The sequence below is a fragment of the Cupriavidus sp. SW-Y-13 genome (assembly GCF_009793345.1).
Lineage (GTDB): Bacteria > Pseudomonadota > Gammaproteobacteria > Burkholderiales > Burkholderiaceae > Cupriavidus.
The window spans coordinates 3,114,254-3,135,112 of record NZ_WHLX01000001.1; the positions used below are offsets into that span (position 1 = coordinate 3,114,254).

Here is a 20,859-nt window from a genome sequence, read left to right on the forward strand (position 1 = left end):
GTAAAACACACTGGTTATAGGATCAAGCCTTACGGGCAATTAGTACTGGTTAGCTTAACGCATTACTGCGCTTCCACACCCAGCCTATCAACGTCCTGGTCTCGAACGACCCTTCAAGGAGGTCAAGCCTCCAGGGAATCCTCATCTTCAGGCGAGTTTCCCGCTTAGATGCTTTCAGCGGTTATCTCTTCCGTACATAGCTACCCTGCGATGCCTCTGGCGAGACAACAGGTACACCAGCGGTACGTCCACTCCGGTCCTCTCGTACTAGGAGCAGCCCCCGTCAAGATTCCAACGCCCACGGCAGATAGGGACCAAACTGTCTCACGACGTTTTAAACCCAGCTCACGTACCTCTTTAAATGGCGAACAGCCATACCCTTGGGACCGGCTACAGCCCCAGGATGAGATGAGCCGACATCGAGGTGCCAAACACCGCCGTCGATATGAACTCTTGGGCGGTATCAGCCTGTTATCCCAGAGTACCTTTTATCCGTTGAGCGATGGCCCTTCCATTCAGAACCACCGGATCACTATGTCCTGCTTTCGCACCTGCTCGACTTGTCGGTCTCGCAGTTAAGCACGCTTTTGCCATTGCACTTTAGGTACGATGTCCGACCGTACCAAGCGTACCTTCGAACTCCTCCGTTACACTTTGGGAGGAGACCGCCCCAGTCAAACTGCCTACCATGCACTGTCCCCGACCCGGATTCACGGGTCAAGGTTAGAACCTCAAACAAACCAGGGTGGTATTTCAAGGACGGCTCCACGTGAACTAGCGTCCACGCTTCAAAGCCTCCCACCTATCCTACACAGATCGGTTCAAAGTCCAATGCAAAGCTACAGTAAAGGTTCATGGGGTCTTTCCGTCTAGCCGCGGGGAGATTGCATCATCACAAACACTTCAACTTCGCTGAGTCTCGGGAGGAGACAGTGTGGCCATCGTTACGCCATTCGTGCAGGTCGGAACTTACCCGACAAGGAATTTCGCTACCTTAGGACCGTTATAGTTACGGCCGCCGTTTACCGGGACTTCAATCAAGAGCTTGCACCCCATCATTTAATCTTCCGGCACCGGGCAGGCGTCACACCCTATACGTCCACTTTCGTGTTTGCAGAGTGCTGTGTTTTTATTAAACAGTCGCAGCCACCATTTTATTGCAACCCCTTCACCCTTCTGGCGCAGGCCAGTCAAGCTACCAGGGCGTACCTTATCCCGAAGTTACGGTACCAATTTGCCGAGTTCCTTCTCCCGAGTTCTCTCAAGCGCCTTAGAATACTCATCTCGCCCACCTGTGTCGGTTTGCGGTACGGTCTCGTATGACTGAAGCTTAGAGGCTTTTCTTGGAACCACTTCCGATTGCTTCGCAGCATAAAGCCGCTCGCCCCACATCCTTGAATCCCGCGCCCGGATTTGCCAAAGCGCCTTCTCCAATGCAGGGACCGGGACTTCCAACACCCGGACAACCTTCCGCGATCCGTCCCCCCATCGCATCATACGACGGTGCAGGAATATTAACCTGCTTCCCATCAGCTACGCATCTCTGCCTCGCCTTAGGGGCCGACTCACCCTACGCCGATGAACGTTGCGTAGGAAACCTTGGGCTTACGGCGAGGGGGCCTTTCACCCCCTTTATCGCTACTCATGTCAGCATTCGCACTTCTGATACCTCCAGCATCCTTTACAAGACACCTTCACAGGCTTACAGAACGCTCTCCTACCACGCACATAAATGTGCGTCCGCAGCTTCGGTGACTGGCTTAGCCCCGTTACATCTTCCGCGCAGGACGACTCGATCAGTGAGCTATTACGCTTTCTTTAAAGGGTGGCTGCTTCTAAGCCAACCTCCTGACTGTTTTAGCCTTCCCACTTCGTTTCCCACTTAGCCAATCTTGGGGACCTTAGCTGGCGGTCTGGGTTGTTTCCCTCTTGACACCGGACGTTAGCACCCGATGTCTGTCTCCCGTGATTGCACTCTTCGGTATTCGGAGTTTGCTATGGCGGGGTAATCAGCAATAGACCCCCCAACCATGACAGTGCTCTACCCCCGAAGGTGACACACGAGGCACTACCTAAATAGTTTTCGGAGAGAACCAGCTATTTCCAGATTTGTTTAGCCTTTCACCCCTATCCACAGCTCATCCCCTAACTTTTCAACGTTAGTGGGTTCGGTCCTCCAGTACGTGTTACCGCACCTTCAACCTGGCCATGGATAGATCATCTGGTTTCGGGTCTACACCCAGCGACTCAACGCCCTATTCGGACTCGCTTTCGCTACGCCTTCCCTAACCGGTTAAGCTTGCCACTGAATGTAAGTCGCTGACCCATTATACAAAAGGTACGCCGTCACCCGTTTCCAGGCTCCGACTGTTTGTATGCATGCGGTTTCAGGATCTATTTCACTCCCCTCCCGGGGTTCTTTTCGCCTTTCCCTCACGGTACTGGTTCACTATCGGTCGATTACGAGTATTTAGCCTTGGAGGATGGTCCCCCATCTTCAGACAGGATTTCACGTGTCCCGCCCTACTTGTCGTACACCTAGTTCCACAATGCTGTTTTCGCATACAGGGCTATCACCTGCTATGGCCGGGCTTTCCATCCCGTTCTGCTAACAACGCTGCTAAAGAGTACAAGGCTCTTCCCATTTCGTTCGCCACTACTCTGGGAATCTCGGTTGATTTCTGTTCCTGCAGCTACTTAGATGTTTCAGTTCGCCGCGTTCGCTTCCCTGACCTATGTATTCAGTCAGGGATGACCCATAAGGGCCGGGTTTCCCCATTCGGACATCTCCGGATCAAAGCTTGTTTGCCAGCTCCCCGAAGCTTTTCGCAGGCTACCGCGTCCTTCATCGCCTGTAATCGCCAAGGCATCCACCACATGCACTTGTTCGCTTGACCCTATAACGAGTGTGTCTCATTCAAGACACCGCTATAGGTCTGAGTTCTCGCGTTTGTGCCGTATTCCAAGTCATCTTTCGATCACTTAAATACATTTTGGTTGATACAATCACAACCCGGTATCGTGTTTTGTACTGCAGCGTCTCATCAACGCTTCACGACACCTTTACTACATCCCATATTGTTAAAGAACAGCCAGCTCGCACTTCGTGCGAAACTGATAGCAATAGCCAAAGACTAAAATTCAGAACCTCTGAATCCTGGTCTTTGACAACTACCCCAAGGTAAGTGGTGGAGGATGACGGGATCGAACCGACGACCCCCTGCTTGCAAAGCAGGTGCTCTCCCAGCTGAGCTAATCCCCGGATAACTTGGTGGGTCTGGTAGGACTTGAACCTACGACCCCCGCCTTATCAAGACGGTGCTCTAACCACCTGAGCTACAGACCCTTGGCTGTAACACTCAAACAAACCGATAAGTGTGAACGCTTGACTTGTGAACACAAGCCTCTGGAAAGGAGGTGATCCAGCCGCACCTTCCGATACGGCTACCTTGTTACGACTTCACCCCAGTCATGAACCCTGCCGTGGTAATCGCCCTCCTTGCGGTTAGGCTAACTACTTCTGGCAAAACCCACTCCCATGGTGTGACGGGCGGTGTGTACAAGACCCGGGAACGTATTCACCGCGGCATGCTGATCCGCGATTACTAGCGATTCCAGCTTCACGTAGTCGAGTTGCAGACTACGATCCGGACTACGATGCGTTTTCTGGGATTAGCTCCCCCTCGCGGGTTGGCAACCCTCTGTACGCACCATTGTATGACGTGTGAAGCCCTACCCATAAGGGCCATGAGGACTTGACGTCATCCCCACCTTCCTCCGGTTTGTCACCGGCAGTCTCTCTAGAGTGCCCTTGCGTAGCAACTAAAGATAAGGGTTGCGCTCGTTGCGGGACTTAACCCAACATCTCACGACACGAGCTGACGACAGCCATGCAGCACCTGTGTCCACTTTCCCTTTCGGGCACCTGATGCATCTCTGCTTCGTTAGTGGCATGTCAAGGGTAGGTAAGGTTTTTCGCGTTGCATCGAATTAATCCACATCATCCACCGCTTGTGCGGGTCCCCGTCAATTCCTTTGAGTTTTAATCTTGCGACCGTACTCCCCAGGCGGTCAACTTCACGCGTTAGCTACGTTACTGAAGAAATGAATCCCCAACAACTAGTTGACATCGTTTAGGGCGTGGACTACCAGGGTATCTAATCCTGTTTGCTCCCCACGCTTTCGTGCATGAGCGTCAGTGACGTCCCAGGGGGCTGCCTTCGCCATCGGTATTCCTCCACATCTCTACGCATTTCACTGCTACACGTGGAATTCTACCCCCCTCTGACATACTCTAGCCTTGCAGTCACAAGCGCAATTCCCAAGTTGAGCTCGGGGATTTCACGCCTGTCTTACAAAACCGCCTGCGCACGCTTTACGCCCAGTAATTCCGATTAACGCTCGCACCCTACGTATTACCGCGGCTGCTGGCACGTAGTTAGCCGGTGCTTATTCTTCCGGTACCGTCATCCACCCCAGGTATTAACCGAAGCGATTTCTTTCCGGACAAAAGTGCTTTACAACCCGAAGGCCTTCTTCACACACGCGGCATTGCTGGATCAGGGTTGCCCCCCATTGTCCAAAATTCCCCACTGCTGCCTCCCGTAGGAGTCTGGGCCGTGTCTCAGTCCCAGTGTGGCTGATCGTCCTCTCAGACCAGCTACTGATCGTCGCCTTGGTGGGCCTTTACCCCACCAACTAGCTAATCAGACATCGGCCGCTCCTGCTGCGTGAGGCCTTACGGTCCCCCACTTTCACCCTCAGGTCGTATGCGGTATTAGCTAATCTTTCGACTAGTTATCCCCCACAACAGGGTACGTTCCGATGTATTACTCACCCGTTCGCCACTCGCCACCAGACCGAAGTCCGTGCTGCCGTTCGACTTGCATGTGTAAGGCATGCCGCCAGCGTTCAATCTGAGCCAGGATCAAACTCTTCAGTTCAATCTCTGTGTGACCCTTCGGTTTCCCTACAGGTCTCGCTCTTTCGAGCGGTCGCTCACTCTCAGAAAACTGACTCGACTGCTCCGAAGAACAATCGAACATGTTTTACTGTGCGAGCACTTGATACTTTTGAAGCAACACTAAGAACCCGAAGTCCTCAGCGGCGTTCGCCATCAAGCGCCCACACTTATCGGTTGTTTGGTTGTTAAAGAACATTGACGAACAGCTTTGCCGCCGCCGGGTACTGCATTTCTTACTGCGTCTGCCGCGTCGCTTTCGCTGCAGCAGAGAAACGAGATTATGCAGAACATTCATCGTTTCGTCAACAGTTTGCAGAAGATTTTTTTCTCTGCCGGCCAGCGCTGCAAAACCCCGCAACCCCCGCCACTGCTGCCCCGCAACCCTTGTCGCCGCTGCGTTTGCAGCGCGGTTTGTGTTGCGAGGGGGCGAATATTAAGACCGATTCGGAAGCTTTGCAACACGTATGTCACGGAGCCGTGGAGCGGAATTCGGATTATGCAGTTCAAGCCATTGATTTAAAAGGAAAGTAGGGCTGGAAATTAATTCTCCAGCCCTACAAATACCCTACTTATCACCTCGGGTATTCCCTATTTTGGCACCCCAACATCATTGATGGCGGAAATTTGGTGCTCTTTTCTCCACAAAGGCGGCCATGCCTTCCTTCTGGTCCTCCGTAGCGAAGGTGGAGTGGAAAAGTCGGCGCTCGAAGTGGACGCCTTCGTTGAGCGTTGTCTCATAGGCGGCGTTGACCGACTCCTTGATCATCATGACCACGGGGAGCGAGAAACCCGCGATGGTGTCGGCCGCAGCGAGCGTGTCTTCGAGCAGCTTGTCTGCTGGCACCACGCGCGAAACCAGTCCGGCCCGTTCCGCTTCGGCGGCATCCATCATGCGGGCGGTCAGGCACAGGTCCATTGCCTTGGCCTTGGATACCGCGCGGGGCAGTCGCTGCGTGCCGCCGGCGCCGGGCATCGTGCCGAGCTTGACCTCGGGCTGGCCGAACTTGGCGGTATCGGCGGCGATGACGATATCGCACATCATCGCCAGCTCGCACCCGCCGCCCAGCGCATAGCCGGCCACGGCGGCAATCACGGGCTTGCGTATGCGACGGATCGTTTCCCAGTTGCGGGTGATGTAGTCGCCCTTGTAGACATCCATATAGGAATACTTCGCCATCATGCCGATATCGGCACCGGCCGCAAACGCACGCTCGCTGCCGGTGATGACGATGCAGCCGATCGCCTCGTCGGCGTCGAAAGCGACCAGGGCCGCGCCCAGTTCGTCCATCAGGGCGTCGTTGAGGGCGTTCAACGCTTTCGGGCGGTTCAGCGTCACCAGCCCGACGCGGCCGCGGGTCTCCACCAGGATGTTCTCGTACGACATATCTTCTCCTATCGTTGGGGGCGTCTTTGATTGCGGATCGATACTCCACTGCTGCCGTGGCAGCGGTCAAGGCGGCGTGTGCCGCCAGGCGGGTCGACTTGGCAATATCGCGACGGATGATCCGGCACAGTTGCCAGACATATTGCGCCCCGCGCCCATCCCCTCTATTATTTGCCGACCGTCCGGTCGGTTTATTTAACAGGCGCGCATGCTATCTACAATGGCTCATGCGACGCTTCGTGGACAAAGACCCACATCATCGACCTGGAGAACAACATGGCGCAGGAGACAACCATGCCCCCCACCCCGGCGCAACGCGCGCGCGGCACCATTGAATCCGGACCGATCCTGCTGCGCTGGCAGGCTGACGTGGCCGTGGTCACGCTGAATCGCCCCGACAAGCTCAACAGCTTTACGCGCGAGATGCATCGTGTGCTGGTGCAGGCGATTGATCAGGTCGAAGCCGGTGGCGCCCGGGCGCTGCTGCTGACTGGCGCCGGCCGTGGTTTCTGCGCGGGGCAGGATCTTGCCGATCTGGACTTCACGTCCGAGAACGCCACCGACCTCGGCGAACTGATCGATACCTGGTTCAATCCGCTGATCCGCCGGCTGCAGGCACTGCCGTTGCCGGTGCTGGCCGCCGTGAACGGAACGGCCGCCGGGGCCGGGGCGAACCTGGCGCTGGCATGCGACATCGTGCTGGCCGCGCGGTCCGCCAGCTTTATCCAGGCATTCGTCAAGATTGGCCTCGTGCCGGACTCCGGCGGCACCTGGCTACTACCGAAGCGGCTGGGCATGGCGCGCGCGATGGGACTGGCCATGACTGGCGATCGGCTAACTGCCGACGACGCCGAGAAATGGGGCCTGATCTGGGAAGTCATGGACGATCCGCTGTTGCCTGAACAGGCCATGGCACTCGCCACGCACCTCGCCTCGCAGCCCACGCGCGCGCTGGCCGCCATCAAGCAGAGTTTCCGGGCCAGCGCCACGAACACGCTCGATGCGCAGCTCGATCTCGAACGTGACCTTCAGCGCGAGCTTGGCCGGTCGCACGACTACACGGAAGGCGTAAATGCCTTTCTCGAAAAGCGCGCGCCGCATTTCACTGGCGCCTGAACAGCAAACGGTTCAACTGATTCCTTCGGGAAGGAGTGTCGCTTGACTCAAGATCCCCAGGCTTTGGCCGAGGCCGCCGCCCGCGCCATGTACGAATCCGACGCATGCAGCCGCTGGCTTGGCATTTCCGTCGATGCAGTGCGGCCCGGCTATGCCCGGCTGTCGATGACTGTGCGGCCGGAATTCCTGAACGGCCATGCGATCTGCCACGGCGGGTTGATGTTCACGCTGGCCGATTCTGCCTTCGCCTTTGCCTGCAACAGCCACAACATCAACACCGTGGCGTCGGGCTGCTCGATCGAGTTCCTGCGGCCCGTGCAGGGCGGCGACGTGCTGACCGCCGAGGCCGAGGAGCAGATCCTGTCCGGCCGGCACGGCATCTACGATATCAAAGTGACCAATCGAGCCGGAGAGCCGGTGGCGATGTTCCGCGGCAAGTCGGCCCAGATCAAGGGCCATGTGGTGCCGCCGCCCGACGCATAAATCTCTCGCACTGGCACAGCTTCCCCCCGCGCCAACGTAGCGCACCGATCCCGGAATGTGGAGACATCGATGAGTACCCGCCCCACCGATCTGCCGCTCGAGCCGATCGAGCACGCCAGCCGAGCCGAACTGCAGGCGCTGCAGCTTGATCGCCTGAAATGGTCGCTGCGCCATGCCTATGACAACTCGCCCGTCTATCGGCGCAAGTTCGATGAGGCCGGCGTCCATCCGGATCAGGTGCAGTCGCTGGCCGATCTCGCGCGATTCCCGCTCACCACGAAGAAGGATCTGCGCGACCACTACCCGTTCGGCATGTTCGCCGTGCCACAGGACCGTATCGCGCGCATCCACGCATCGTCGGGCACCACGGGCAAGCCCACGGTGGTGGGTTATACGCTGAAGGACATCGATACCTGGGCTACGGTGATGGCGCGGTCGATCCGGGCGTCAGGTGCGCGGCGTGGCGACAAGGTGCATATCAGCTACGGCTACGGCCTGTTTACGGGCGGTCTCGGTGCGCACTACGGTGTGGAGAAAGCCGGGCTCACCGCGATTCCGTTTGGCGGCGGCCAGACCGAGCGGCAGGTGCAGTTGATCCAGGACTTCAAGCCCGAGATCATCATGGTGACGCCAAGCTACATGCTGGCGATTGCCGACGAGCTGGAGCGCCAGGGCATCGACCCGGCCTCCACGTCGCTGCGCATCGGCATCTTCGGGGCCGAGCCCTGGACGCCCGAGATGCGCACGGCCATCGAGAAGCGCATGAATATCTCCGCCGTCGATATCTATGGGCTGTCGGAAGTCATGGGACCTGGCGTGGCCAACGAATGTGCCGAGACCAAGGACGGCCCTACTATCTGGGAAGACCACTTCTATCCCGAGATCATCGATCCCGACACCGGCGAGGTGCTGCCCGATGGCGAGTTCGGCGAACTGGTTTTCACATCGCTGACCAAGGAAGCAATGCCCGTGGTGCGCTATCGCACGCGCGACCTGACGCGGCTGCTACCCGGCACCGCGCGCGCCGCGTTCCGGCGCATGGAGAAGATCACGGGCCGCACGGACGACATGATGATTGTGCGCGGCGTGAATGTCTTTCCGTCGCAGATCGAGGAACTGATCCTCAAGCACGGCGAACTGGCACCACATTACCAGTGCGTGCTGAACAAGGACGGCCCGCTCGATACGCTCACTGTCCGCGTGGAATGCGCCCATGGCGCCGATCCGTCGGTGGCCGGCCAGGCGCAAGCGATGCTGGCGCACGATATCAAGTCCTATATCGGCGTGTCGGCGGGTATCGAGATCCTGCCCGAAGGTGGCGTTGAGCGATCTGTGGGTAAGGCGCGACGGATCGTGGACAACCGGCCGCGCTGAACGGCATCGCGCTTGTAGCCCAGTCGGCTGGCCAGTTTGTGGAGGTTGCTGGCATCCACGCCCAGCAGCCGCGCCGCTTGCGCCCAGTTGCCGTCCTGCGCAGCCAATGCCTGTTCGATACAGGCGCGCTGGCAGGCATCCACGGCTTCGCGCAGCGTCATGCCAACGTCTGCGATGGGAACAGGGGGCGCCGGCGGCGCGGCGGACGGATCGGAAATCGAATCCGCGAACAGGTCGGCAAAAAGGTCCGCATCCAGCGTCACGATGTCGGTGCGGCTCGCGCCCCGGCTGACGCACTTCAGCGCGGCGCGGCTGATCACGTGCTCCAGTTCTCGCACATTGCCCGGCCAGGGATAGCGCCGCAGCGCCACCTGCGCCGTGGCGGACAACCGCAGGCTGCGCAGCCCCAGCCGCGCCCGATTCAGTTCGAGGAAGTGTCCGGCCAGCAGGAGCACGTCGTTGCCGCGCTCGCGCAGCGTCGGAATCGGGATTGGATAGACGGACAGCCGGTGATAGAGATCGGCGCGGAACGACCCGGCCCGCACCAACTCGCGCAGGTGCCGGTTCGTGGCCGCGATCACCCGCACATCCACGCGGCGCGGCCGGTCAGACCCCAGCCGCTGGATCTCGCCGTTCTGCAGCGTCCGCAACAGCTTGGCCTGGATCGATAGCGGTAACTCCCCCACCTCGTCGAGGAACAGCGTGCCACCGTCAGCGGCTTCGAAGCGGCCCGGCCGGTCGCCCGTTGCGCCGGAGAACGCGCCGCGCGCATGGCCGAACAGTTCGCTCTCGGCCAAGGATTCCGGCAACGCCGCGCAGTTCACGTGGATCAGCGCACGATTGCGGCGCCGCGACAGCCGATGCAGCCGGTGCGCGAACAATTCCTTGCCCACGCCCGTTTCGCCGAGCAGCAGCACCGGCAGCTCCGAGTCGGCCACCACCCGCAGTTCGTGCAGCAGATGGCTCACGGCTTCGCTCTGGCCGATGATCTCGCCGTCGTCGCGTATTGCCTCGCCTGCAGGCGCCTCCGTACGTCCTAGCCGCAGTGCGCGATTCTCGGCTTCGAGCCGCGACATACGGATGGCTGCCTCGATTGTCGGGATCAGCCGGCGCAGTGCCGCCTGCGCAGCCGCAGTGAACGTGCCCACTTGCAACGCATCGAGTGTCAGCACGCCCCACGGCTTGCCCTCGACGTGGAGGCTGACGCCCATGCAGTCGTGCACGGGCAGCGGCTCTCCCACGTGCTCGTCGATCAGGCCGTCGTAAGGATCGGGCAGCACGCTGTCGTGATCGAAACAGGTCACATCGCGCCGGGCCAGGATAACTGCGAGCCGGGGGTGCAGTCCGGTGGCAAAGCGACGACCCAGTGCGTCGCGGACCAGGCCGTCCACTGCCACGGGCCGCAGATGGTCTTCCTCCTGCTGGAGCAATGCCACGGCGCCGCAACGGAATTGCGCGCGCAGGCCCACCACCAGCCGCTGCATGCGCTCGGCCTGCGACAGATCCGCCGAGAGATCCTCCATAAGACGTTCGCCAATCATGGTTAAAAACACCCTTCCATGGTTCGTTTCACCGCGTCCCGGTATGGTTCGAATCACCATGGGGCGCGGCAAATCATTGAATTTCCGATGCATTTGCTCCGGCACGAGATTCGCACAGGATGCGCCGACATCTGTTGCGAAGGAACAAATCCATCATGGGTCCCTACAAGAAACTATGGTTCACGCTGATCGCCGTGCTGGCGATCACCTTTTCGCTACTCGGCTACTACGGCGTGGAGGTCTACCGCCAGCAGCCGCCGATCCCCGCCAAGGTCGTCACGGTCGATGGCGTCACGCTGTTCACATCCGAGGACATCCTCGACGGACAGACCGCGTGGCAATCGGTCGGCGGCATGCAGCTCGGTTCGGTCTGGGGCCACGGTGCCTACCAGGCGCCGGACTGGACCGCCGACTGGCTCCATCGCGAACTCACCACCTGGCTGGACCTGGCCGCACGCGAGCGCCACGCAAAGGACTACGCCTCGCTCGACGTGGGTGACCGCGCCGCCCTGCGGGCAGAACTCAAGGCCGAGTACCGTGGCAATCAGGCTGACGTCGCAACGAACGTGCTGACCGTATCGGAGCGTCGGGCCAAGGCCATCGCGCTCACTGCCAACTACTACTCGCGCTTGTTCTCCGATGCGCCAGAACTGCGCACCAGCCGCGAGAGCTTTGCGATGAAGGAGAACACGCTGCCGTCAGCAGAGCGTCGGACCAGCCTGACGCAGTTCTTCTTCTGGACGGCCTGGGTGGCAGCTACCGAACGACCTGGGCACACCGCCACCTACACCAACAACTGGCCGCACGAGCCGCTGATCGACAACCGGCCTACCGCCGAGAACGTGGTCTGGTCGATCACCAGCGTGGTGGTGCTGCTGGCCGGCGTGGGGCTGCTGATCTGGGCGTGGGCGTTCCTGCGCGGAAAGGAGGCCCCACTGCCTGCGCCTCCGGCACGCGATCCGCTGACGACCTTTGCCCTGACACCCTCGCAACGGGCGCTTGGCAAATACCTGTTCCTGGTGGTGGCGCTGTTCGCCTTCCAGGTGCTGATCGGCGGCTTCACCGCGCACTACACGGTCGAAGGACAGAAGTTCTACGGCGTGGATGTCTCGCAGTGGTTCCCGTATGCGCTGACACGGACATGGCACATCCAGAGCGCGCTGTTCTGGATCGCCACCGGATTCCTGGCCGCCGGCTTGTTCCTGGCGCCGCTGATCAACGGCGGCAAGGACCCGAAGTTCCAGCGGCTGGGCGTCGATGTCCTGTTCTGGGCACTGGTCATCGTGGTGGTGGGCTCGTTTGTGGGCAACTACCTGGCCATCGCGCAGAAGATGCCGGCGAACCTGAACTTCTGGCTCGGCCATCAGGGGTACGAGTACGTGGACCTGGGACGCCTGTGGCAAATCGGCAAGCTGGCCGGTATCGTCATCTGGCTGGTGCTGATGATGCGCTGCATCGCACCTGCCCTGCGTGCACGCGGCACGAGCGACAAGAACCTGCTGGCACTGCTCACTTCGTCGGTGGTCGCCATCGGTCTGTTCTACGGCGCGGGATTGTTCTACGGCGAGCGAACCAGCCTCACCGTCATGGAGTATTGGCGCTGGTGGGTGGTCCACCTGTGGGTGGAAGGCTTCTTCGAAGTATTCGCCACCACGGCGCTGGCCTTCATCTTCTCGACTCTTGGGCTGGTCTCGCGCCCGATGGCCACGGCCGCAAGCCTGGCGTCGGCATCGTTGTTCATGCTCGGCGGCATTCCGGGCACGTTCCACCATCTCTACTTCGCTGGCACCACCACACCCGTGATGGCAATTGGCGCCACGTTCTCCGCGCTGGAGGTCATGCCGCTGATCGTGCTCGGCCATGAAGCCTGGGAAAACTGGCGCCTGAAAGCCCGCGCGCGGTGGATGGACAACCTGCGCTGGCCGGTGATGTGCTTCACCGCCGTGGCGTTCTGGAACATGCTCGGCGCCGGCGTGTTCGGCTTCATGATCAATCCGCCGATCTCGCTGTACTACGTGCAGGGCCTGAACACCACCCCCGTCCATGCCCACGCGGCCCTGTTCGGCGTCTACGGCTTCCTGGCGCTCGGCTTCACGCTGCTGGTGCTGCGCTATGTGCGGCCTTCCTACGTGTTGAACTCGCGCTTGATGTCGATGGCCTTCTGGAGCCTCAACGGCGGGCTGGTGCTGATGATCGCCACGAGTCTGCTGCCGATCGGGATCATCCAGGCGCTGGCCAGCATCAACGAAGGGCTCTGGTATGCGAGGAGCGAAGCGTTCGTGCAGCAGCCACTGCTACAGACCTTGCGATGGGTGCGAACGTTTGGGGATGTGGTGTTTCTAGTGGGGGCGTTGATGTTTGTCTGGGTGGTGGTGAAGGGTGTGGTGGGGCGGTCTGTGAATGAGGCAACCGAGGGGCAACTCGCAAGGCAGTGAACCTGCGCTGCGCTTCTTGGCTTTCTCCCCTCTCCCGCTCGCGGGAGAGGGGCGGGGGAGAGGGCAAGCGGTTCAGATCATGACGGGTCGGCAAGCAGAGCCTCAGGCCCTCTCCCCCAACCCCTCTCCCACTCTGTGGGAGAGGGGAGCAAAACAGCCGGAAGCGGTGAGAACACCGGCGGCAAATCAGCCAGTGTCAGCACCTCCGGCGCGGACGCTTTCGTTACGGGCACCGTTCCCACGACGTCGCCGATCAGGATGATGGCCGGGCTTTCGAGTCCGGCTGCGATCGCGTCCGCCAGCGTGAGCAGCGTGCCCGTCCACTGCCGTTCATCACTGCAACTCGCCTGCATGACCACCGCTGCGGGCGTGTCAGGACGCATGCCTGCCCGTAGCAGCGCATCGCGAATGGAGGCGATCCGGAGCATGCCCATGTAGATCACGAGCGTGGTGCCGCTGGCGGCCAGCGCGCACCAGTCCGGATCGCCATCGCCGCGCGTGTGGGCGGTCACAAATGTCACGCCGTGGCAATGTTCGCGATGGGTCAGTGCGATGCCCAGTGACTGCGCGGCTGCCACGCCACTGCTAATGCCGTTGACCACCTCCACCTCGATACCATGCCCACGCAGGAACGCGGCTTCCTCGCCACCGCGGCCGAATGTCAGCGGATCGCCACCTTTCACGCGCGCCACGCAGCGTCCTGCCCGTGCGTGCTCCAGTGTCAGCGCCTGAATACTTGTCTGGCTGACCGAGCACCGCCCCCCGCGCTTGCCCACGGGCACCATCTGTGTGCCGGGGCTCGCGTAGTTCTGGATCGAGGCCGGCACGAGATCATCCACCAGCCACACCTGTGCCTCGGCCAGCGCACGAACGGCCTTCACCGTCACCAATTCCGGGTCACCCGGTCCCACGCCGACGAGCCAGACCTTTCCGGGCTGCTGGGCACCGCCCTCGTTCCGCTCCTTGATATCGCTCGCATTCATCATCGTTCATCCATGTCAGTGACTCGTCCCCGAAGAGCGCGTGGTCTTGTTGAAGACGTTGTACTTGCCGACCGGCCGGTCCATCGGCAGCCGCTTGACTTCGCGCAGCGTGGCCGCGTCGTAGACAACGATGGCGCCATCGGGCTCCATCAGGCTGACTAGCGCGTAGCGGCCATCGCGCGTGAATTCGACATGCGCGGCGGTACGACCCGGCGACGGTGTCACGGTGCCCACCACTTTCAGCATCTGCTTGTCGATGATCTGCAGGGTGTCGCGGCGCGGACTCATCATCGCGTCGGTCCACGCGTAGGGTGTGGCCTCGTGGCTGCGAATGAAGAAGCCCGGGCCGTTAGTGGGAATCGTCGCCACGGTCTGCCAGCTCTCCATGTCGATCACACTGAGCTGGCCCATTTTCAGGTTGGGCGAGGCCATCACCTCCCGGCCGCCGCGATACCAGGTGATGCCGCTGCCGAGGTGCGGCATACCGCTCAATGCGAGGTCCGCGACCTTGCGGCCTGCGTCGAGGTCGATCACCTGTCCGCTACCCGCCCGTGATGCGCCCAAGATGTGCCGGTAAGGCTGATCGAAAAAGAAATCGTCGAGCACGGTATCCAGGGCGATGACGCGCGGCTCCAGCGTGGCATAGGGGATCTCCCAGACCTCGGGGATATCGCGTAGCGCAGCGATGAATGACCCGCGCGGCGCGGCGTCGTACACGGCCGACACCCGCGACGATCTCCCGCCCTTCCCTACAACTGGATAGATCCGTGCGAGCGAAAGATCGTCGGCACGCAACAGCACCATCGTCTGCGGCAGCGTATTGCCGGCCATGACCCACTGGCCGTCGTCGCTGACGGCGACATTGCGCGTATTCAGCCCGACGCGGATTTCCGCCACGAGTGTCAGATTCCACAGGTCGTACTTGCTGATCCATCCATCGCGGCTGGCTACGAAGACGAAGCGACCGTCGCGGCTGAACTTCGGACCGCCGTGCAAGGCAAAGCGCGTGGCGAATCGATGGATGGGTTCCAGCTTGTCGCCATCAAGCACATTCAGGTGATGACTACCGGACTCCACCACGAGAAACAGGTTGAGCGGATCGGTGTCGAAGGCAGGCCGGCCCGGCAGGCTGCCTGACGCGTGGATCACCGTGCGCGACGCGCGGATATCGTCGGCTTCCCAGTGCGGCGTGGCTGCCGGCGCCGTGCGCAGCCAGGACACCAGTTGATCGAGCACTGGTTCGGACAACACACCGGCGAACCCCTGCATCTGCGTGGCGGGCCGGCCATGGCGCAGTACATCGCGCAAGGCATCGGGCTTCAGCCGCTCCAGGCTCTCGGGCAGCAGCGCCGGTCCCATCGCACCCAACCGGTCGACACCGTGACAAGCGGCGCAGTTGGCGCGATACACGACGGCGAGGTCGGTGGTCTCCGCCGCGTGTGCCCCGCCGAGCGCCATGGCCACCCAGGCAAGACCGACAAGAAGCGCTTTCATCCTGCCACCTCCGCGCCGGGGGCCTCGGCGGTCTCGGCATCCAGCAGGTAGCAGCCCGGGTCCTCCGCCCAAGGATTACCACTGACTGCGTAGGCACGCACCCGCGTATTGCCATTGCAGATGTCGCGATGCAGGCACACGGCGCAGCGTCCTTCCAATGGACGGGGTGTGGCATTCAGTCCATGCATCAACGGATGATCCCGATCGCTCCAGATGTCGGCAAACGCGCGCTCGCGCACATCGCCAATCGTCACATGCCACCACATCGTGTCCGGATGCACGCGGCCGAGATTGTCGATATTCGCCACGCCCACGCCGGTGGCGTTGCCGCCCCAGTTCACCAGCCGCTGCCGCATGTCGGCAAGCCGACCTGGCTGGCGCCGCGCGATCCAGTACAGCAGCGCCACACCGTCGGCATCGTTGTTACCGGTCACGAAATCGCCAGCGTCGCCGCGCAGCGTTCGCTCCCACACATGGTCGAACAGCCAGTCCACCGCCACTCGTGTGTGGGCGTGATGCGCATCGTCGGCGCGATGGCTGCTGCCCCGCCCCGCATAGTTGAAATGCGAGAGATAGAACTTGTCGATGCCCTCGCCTTCCGTCAGCGCCACCACGTCGGGTAGCTCATCGGCGTTGGCTTCGGTCAATGTCATCCGTACGCCAACGCGCAGGCCGGCTGCCCTGGCCGCGCGCAGTCCGTCCAATGCCTGATCGAACGCGCCCACGCTGCGCCGGAAGCGATCATGCGTATCGCGCAGCCCATCGAAGCTGATGCCCACATAGTCGAATCCGGAGGCCATCAGGCGTGTGGCGTGATGATCATCGAGCAGCGTCCCGTTCGTCGACAGCGACAGATGAAAGCCCAGCAGCTTGGCTTGTGCGGCGATGTCGTAGAGGTCAGGGCGCAGCAGCGGCTCGCCGCCGGACAGGATCAGTGCCGGCACCCCCGCCGCCTTGAGTTGGTGCAGCACGGCGCGCGCTTCCTCGGTCGACAGTTCGCCCTTGAAATCCGTATCCGCAGAGGTCGAGTAGCAGTGCTTGCAGTTGAGATTGCAGCGCCGCACCAGATTCCAGATCACCACCGGACCCGCCGCCCTGCGCCTCGGTGCCACAGGCCCGCCGTCGCGCAGTGCCTCCATGAAACGGGACAGCCTAAACATGGTTGCCCCTCCGGGAAGCCGGCAGTCGCAAGCCTGTCTTCTTGAGGATGCGGGTGGACCACAGCACGTCGTGCGCGCGGCAGGCATCGCCCAGCAACACGCGGATTTCCTCCACCTGCGGCATGGCCTGCTCGCGCGACCGCGCATGTACCATCGCGAACAGGTTGTAGGGCCAGCCGGGCTGACGCCTGGGCCGCAGATAGCAGTGGCTCACAAACGGCAGCGCGCCCACCTGCTCGCCTAGTTCCCCGGCCCGGGCGTCATCCACATTCCACACCGTCATCCCGTTGGCCCGCCATCCCAGCGCATAGTGGTTCGGTACGGCGGCAATCCGGCGCAGCACACCCGCATCGCGCAGCGCGACAAAGCGCGCGAGCACCTCCTCTCCCTGCAGGCCAAGCGGTTCGCCCAGCACGCGCCAGGGCTCCGCGACGAGGGGCAGGCCACCCTGCGTGGCCGCGATCAGGGCCCGGTCGATGGCGTCGAAGGTATGGGCGGCTGCGAGGCCGGATGAGTCGGTATGTTTCGGAACGTGGACGATGCGGGACGCTTGCGGCATTGCTGGATGGCTAAACGGGTAGATACAGGTTGACGAAGAACTCGCGCTTCTTGGGGAATGGCAGGATGTCGATGTCCGCGCGAGCGGCAATGCGCACGAGCGTGTCCGGAACATCGGACTTGTTTGCCACCGCGACCACGAACCAGAGATTCAGGTGATGGGTACGCTCGTAGTGGTGGGCAACTTCCGGAAAGGCATTGATTGCGGCGATAACTGCTTCGAGCCGATGTGCGGGCGCGTGGCACGCGCACAGCACGAACTGGCCGCCGGCCTGTTCGATCTGGAACAGCGGTCCGAAGCGCGTCAGCACGCCGCGCGCCAGCAGCGCGTGCAACCGCTTGAGCAATTCCGCCTCGACGATGCCCAGCGATCTGGCCGCATCGGCATACGGGTGCGGCGTCAGCGGCAGACCTTTTTGCAGCGCGTTGACGATCCGGCGATCAATGGGATCGAGCCAGGCAGGCGGCCGGCCCGGCGTGTGGACAGGATTCATCCCGGCGTCGCCTCCCAGCTATAACGGGTGCCGCGCTGCCGGTAGCAGGTGCCGCTGCGCAGCACCACGCCGGGCATCGGCGCCATGCCTGCCTCGCGATCAAACAGGTCCAGCGCTGCCTGCAACTCAGGCTCGCTCCGCGCGTGGACCATCGCAAACAGGTTGTAGCGCCAGACCGGCTCCCGTCGTGTCCGGCAGTAGCAGAGGCTGACCGGCGCCACACCGGCAAGGCGGATGCCAACCTTGTCCACGCAATCGTCGGGCACATCCCACGCGCACATTGCGTTGTGACGGAAGCCGAACGGCCGGTGATGGAGGATGGCGCCAAAGCGGCGGATCACGCCGCTCGCACGCCATTGCGCGATGCGCGTCAGCACCCTGTGCAGCGGCACCCCGCACTGCCGTGCCAATGCATGAAACGGCTCCGGCGTCAGGGGCAAGCCCGTTTCAAGCGCAGCCACAAGACGCCATTCGTCATCGTCGAGGAGCGTCGCCGCCGGTGGTTGCATGCGCCGGCGGCTCCTGCGGGAACGCGCGCCCGAGATCGGAAAGCCCAGGTCGATGTGGTACTCGCGCTCCATCGGCAGATCCAGCGGCATCTGGCCCACGTCGGAGGCGATGCGCAACAGCAGCGTGTCGAGCGCGGCCCGGTGGCGCGCGCCCGCGACGAACCAGAGGTTGTAGCGATGACCGCTGCGCGCGTAGTTGTGGCTCACCGCGCCGTAGGCATTGACGCGCGCCGCCACCTCTTCGAGTTCGGACGGCGGCACGGCCAACGCGGCCAACGTGCTGGTGCCGATCACGTTGGGGGCAAAGACCGCGCCGATCCGGCTGATACGCCCCGCGCCCACATCGCGCGCCAGCACGCTCAGCACGGCGTGCTCCGACAAATCCATCGTCGCCCCCGCGCTGCGGAAGGGCCTGGGCTCGATGGGCAGATCGCGTTGGAGGCGGTCGTAAAAGCGTTGCTCGTCGAACATGGTGGTCACATGCCCATGCGCTGGGCGCGTGCGGTGAAAAAGATGCCCGAAGGCTGGTCAGCCGGCAGGGTCGCCACGCGTTCGAAGGTGGCGGTGTCGTAAATCTCCACGCGGTTGTCGTCCCGGCACGAAAGCCACAGCGATTCGCCCTTCGGGGTGAACTCCATGTGCAGCACGCCCCGGCAAGGCGTGAGTGTCTTGACCACGCTGCGCGTGACGGTGTCGATCACCTGCACGGTGTCGTTCTTCGGAAATGCAAAGTTCACCCAGACCTGGCGTCCGTCCGGGCGCGCCATCGCGAAGACCGGCTGCCCCGCCACGGCCACGCGGCCCGCTTCGCGCCAGTCATGCGCCGGATCTGCCACCAGCAGTTCGTGGCGCCCCACTGCTGGCAGCCACGCCTGCCCTTGCGCCATCGCCCAACCGCGCAGATGCGGCATCTTGTAGACAGGCAGCCGCGTCTCGCCCCGGCCATACCCCGACAGCACCTTGCGTGCCATCGGCGGCGTCTGCCAGAGATCGACCAGCGACAGGCCGTCCTCGCCGAACAGGCCCGCCAGGTACCAGCGGCCCTCGGGCGTTACCAGTCCATCGTAGGGCTGCTTGCCGGCAGCGAGCTTCGTGACAGTGGGCTTGCGTGGATCGGCGGCGTCGATGATCCAGATCTCGCCCGCTTCGAAAAGACTCGCAGCGAGACGCTGCCCGGGCAGATCGGCCAGACCGACCACCTTCGAGGGCCGGCCATCGCGGCCAATCGCCGGGATATCGGCCAGCAACGCAAGCGTGGCGGCATCGAACAGCTTGACCCCACCCGGTGCGTAGTTCTGCGCGGCCACCACGCGACCGTTCTGCAGAATGGCGCCGCCGATGCTGTTGCCCGCCTGCATGACCCGATGTGTGATGCGCATGCCGAGCAGGTCGACGCGCGTCAGGCCACCGTCGCGGCCGAACACATAGCCGTGGCGGCCATCGCGTGCGAACACTACGCTCGCGTGCGACAGATCGCCAAACCCCTCCACCGTACCGAGCCGCGTCATGCCGGAGGTCTCCACGATCTGGATGCGTCCGGATGCGCGCTCGATTACCACGCCGAGGTCGCCCGTTCCGCGCACGTTGACGGACGGCGCGGTCGAGCAAGCCGAGGCCACGCAGGTTGCGCCAAGCCACAGCACCACACGGCGCATCAGTCGTGCGAGATAGTGGCGGGCGAGGGGGGCGGCGGCGTGCCGGCCTGGAGTCGATCGATCAGCCATTGGGCTTCTTCCTGCGTCATGAACGGTTGCCAGGGCGGCATGGGCGTGCCGGGGCGGCCCAGCATCACCGTGGCCACAAGGCTGTCGCGTGGCTTGCCGGCCAATGCCGCAGCCGTCAGCGGCGAACCGAGTCCGCCCTGTAGCGTCATGCCATGACACGCGCCACAGTCATTGCGCAGCCAGCCGGCGAGTTGCGCCTGCCGTGCCGCCGATGGCTCGGCGTGTACGGCGGTGGCGACGGACACCATGCCCATCGCCAGCACGAGCGATGCCTTGCCCCGTGCCATGGATCAAAGTCCGAGCACCCATTTGGCCAGCGCATTCGCGTCGGCCTCGCTCACGGCGTTCGGCGGCATCGGAATACCGCCCCAGCGTCCGCTACTGCCTTTGAGGATGCTCTGCGCGACCTGGGCCGCGGCGCCCTTGTCGCCCTTGTACTTGGCGGCCACGTCCTTGTACGACGGCCCTAGCACCTTCTTGTCGACGGCGTGGCAAGCCATGCAGTTCTTGCTCTTGGCGAGTTCCAGGCTGGCATGTGCAGATAGGGGGAGCGCCAGAGCCGTCAGTGCGGTCATCGCCGTGCCAAGGACTTTTGCGGGATGCATGGTGTTCTCCTGAAATTTCGGATGGAAGGTGGAAGG

Annotated in this window: 15 protein-coding genes, 1 tRNA gene and 2 rRNA genes; 4 read left to right on the top strand and 14 right to left on the bottom strand. The window is 62.1% G+C overall.

Annotation, left to right across the window (positions count from 1 at the left end):
- Positions 1–18 precede the first annotated feature (18 nt).
- The 4 genes from GA566_RS13930 to GA566_RS13945 form a co-directional block, all read right to left on the bottom strand.
- Positions 19–2,897 (bottom strand): 23S ribosomal RNA (locus tag GA566_RS13930).
- Between the two features lie 372 nt (positions 2,898–3,269).
- Positions 3,270–3,346: transfer RNA gene (locus GA566_RS13935), tRNA-Ile, on the bottom strand.
- Positions 3,347–3,410: 64 nt separating this feature from the next.
- A 16S ribosomal RNA gene (locus GA566_RS13940) occupies positions 3,411–4,943 on the bottom strand.
- The 16S and 23S rRNA genes sit together here with 1 tRNA gene alongside, the layout of an rRNA operon.
- Positions 4,944–5,570: 627 nt before the next feature.
- Complete coding sequence (locus GA566_RS13945; RefSeq protein WP_137928550.1) at positions 5,571–6,347, bottom strand: enoyl-CoA hydratase; 777 nt, start codon at positions 6,345–6,347, stop codon at positions 5,571–5,573.
- A gap of 276 nt (positions 6,348–6,623) precedes the next feature.
- Here GA566_RS13945 and paaG point away from each other — a divergent pair, with 276 nt between their 5' ends.
- The 3 genes from paaG to paaK all read left to right on the top strand — a co-directional run bounded on the left by paaG (position 6,624) and on the right by paaK (position 9,320).
- The gene (gene paaG, locus GA566_RS13950; RefSeq protein ID WP_160473007.1) at positions 6,624–7,463 is read left to right on the top strand and encodes a 2-(1,2-epoxy-1,2-dihydrophenyl)acetyl-CoA isomerase PaaG; all 840 of its coding nucleotides are present in this window, start codon (positions 6,624–6,626) and stop codon (positions 7,461–7,463) included.
- A gap of 42 nt (positions 7,464–7,505) precedes the next feature.
- Positions 7,506–7,946: a hydroxyphenylacetyl-CoA thioesterase PaaI gene (gene paaI / locus GA566_RS13955; RefSeq protein ID WP_160473008.1), complete on the top strand. Its 441-nt coding sequence runs from the start codon at positions 7,506–7,508 to the stop codon at positions 7,944–7,946.
- A gap of 69 nt (positions 7,947–8,015) precedes the next feature.
- Positions 8,016–9,320 (top strand): phenylacetate--CoA ligase PaaK, encoded by a 1,305-nt coding sequence (paaK, locus tag GA566_RS13960; RefSeq protein WP_160473009.1) that lies wholly within the window; start codon positions 8,016–8,018, stop codon positions 9,318–9,320.
- On the opposite strand, the gene norR is transcribed toward paaK, so the two are convergent.
- Positions 9,221–10,861: a nitric oxide reductase transcriptional regulator NorR gene (gene norR, locus GA566_RS13965; protein ID WP_160473010.1), complete on the bottom strand. Its 1,641-nt coding sequence runs from the start codon at positions 10,859–10,861 to the stop codon at positions 9,221–9,223. The genes paaK and norR overlap by 100 nt on opposite strands.
- Positions 10,862–11,016: 155 nt before the next feature.
- Here norR and GA566_RS13970 point away from each other — a divergent pair, with 155 nt between their 5' ends.
- Positions 11,017–13,296: a nitric-oxide reductase large subunit gene (locus GA566_RS13970; RefSeq protein WP_160473011.1), complete on the top strand. Its 2,280-nt coding sequence runs from the start codon at positions 11,017–11,019 to the stop codon at positions 13,294–13,296.
- Between the two features lie 77 nt (positions 13,297–13,373).
- On the opposite strand, the gene cobA is transcribed toward GA566_RS13970, so the two are convergent.
- The 9 genes from cobA to GA566_RS14015 are packed head-to-tail and all read right to left on the bottom strand — an operon-like array spanning position 13,374 to position 20,823.
- On the bottom strand, positions 13,374–14,282 hold the full coding sequence (gene cobA / locus GA566_RS13975; RefSeq protein WP_237380175.1) for a uroporphyrinogen-III C-methyltransferase: 909 nt from the start codon (positions 14,280–14,282) through the stop codon (positions 13,374–13,376).
- A gap of 12 nt (positions 14,283–14,294) precedes the next feature.
- Complete coding sequence (locus GA566_RS13980) at positions 14,295–15,773, bottom strand: nitrite reductase (protein WP_160473012.1); 1,479 nt, start codon at positions 15,771–15,773, stop codon at positions 14,295–14,297.
- Entirely contained in the window at positions 15,770–16,933 is a 1,164-nt protein-coding gene (gene nirJ / locus GA566_RS13985) for a heme d1 biosynthesis radical SAM protein NirJ (RefSeq protein WP_160473013.1), read from the bottom strand. The genes GA566_RS13980 and nirJ overlap by 4 nt, the downstream gene beginning before the upstream one ends.
- Positions 16,926–17,492, bottom strand: a complete 567-nt coding sequence (locus GA566_RS13990) for an Lrp/AsnC family transcriptional regulator (protein ID WP_160473014.1) — start codon at positions 17,490–17,492, stop codon at positions 16,926–16,928. The genes nirJ and GA566_RS13990 overlap by 8 nt, the downstream gene beginning before the upstream one ends.
- 10 nt (positions 17,493–17,502) lie before the next feature.
- The gene (locus GA566_RS13995) at positions 17,503–17,985 is read right to left on the bottom strand and encodes an Lrp/AsnC family transcriptional regulator (protein WP_160473015.1); all 483 of its coding nucleotides are present in this window, start codon (positions 17,983–17,985) and stop codon (positions 17,503–17,505) included.
- On the bottom strand, positions 17,982–18,965 hold the full coding sequence (locus GA566_RS14000) for an Lrp/AsnC family transcriptional regulator (RefSeq protein WP_160473016.1): 984 nt from the start codon (positions 18,963–18,965) through the stop codon (positions 17,982–17,984). Before GA566_RS14000 ends, GA566_RS13995 begins: the two co-directional genes overlap by 4 nt.
- Before the next feature lie 5 nt (positions 18,966–18,970).
- Complete coding sequence (locus tag GA566_RS14005; protein WP_202126700.1) at positions 18,971–20,218, bottom strand: cytochrome D1 domain-containing protein; 1,248 nt, start codon at positions 20,216–20,218, stop codon at positions 18,971–18,973.
- Positions 20,149–20,472, bottom strand: a complete 324-nt coding sequence (locus GA566_RS14010) for a cytochrome c (protein ID WP_237380347.1) — start codon at positions 20,470–20,472, stop codon at positions 20,149–20,151. Before GA566_RS14010 ends, GA566_RS14005 begins: the two co-directional genes overlap by 70 nt.
- A gap of 36 nt (positions 20,473–20,508) precedes the next feature.
- Entirely contained in the window at positions 20,509–20,823 is a 315-nt protein-coding gene (locus GA566_RS14015) for a c-type cytochrome (RefSeq protein WP_137927758.1), read from the bottom strand.
- Positions 20,824–20,859: the final 36 nt, after the last annotated feature.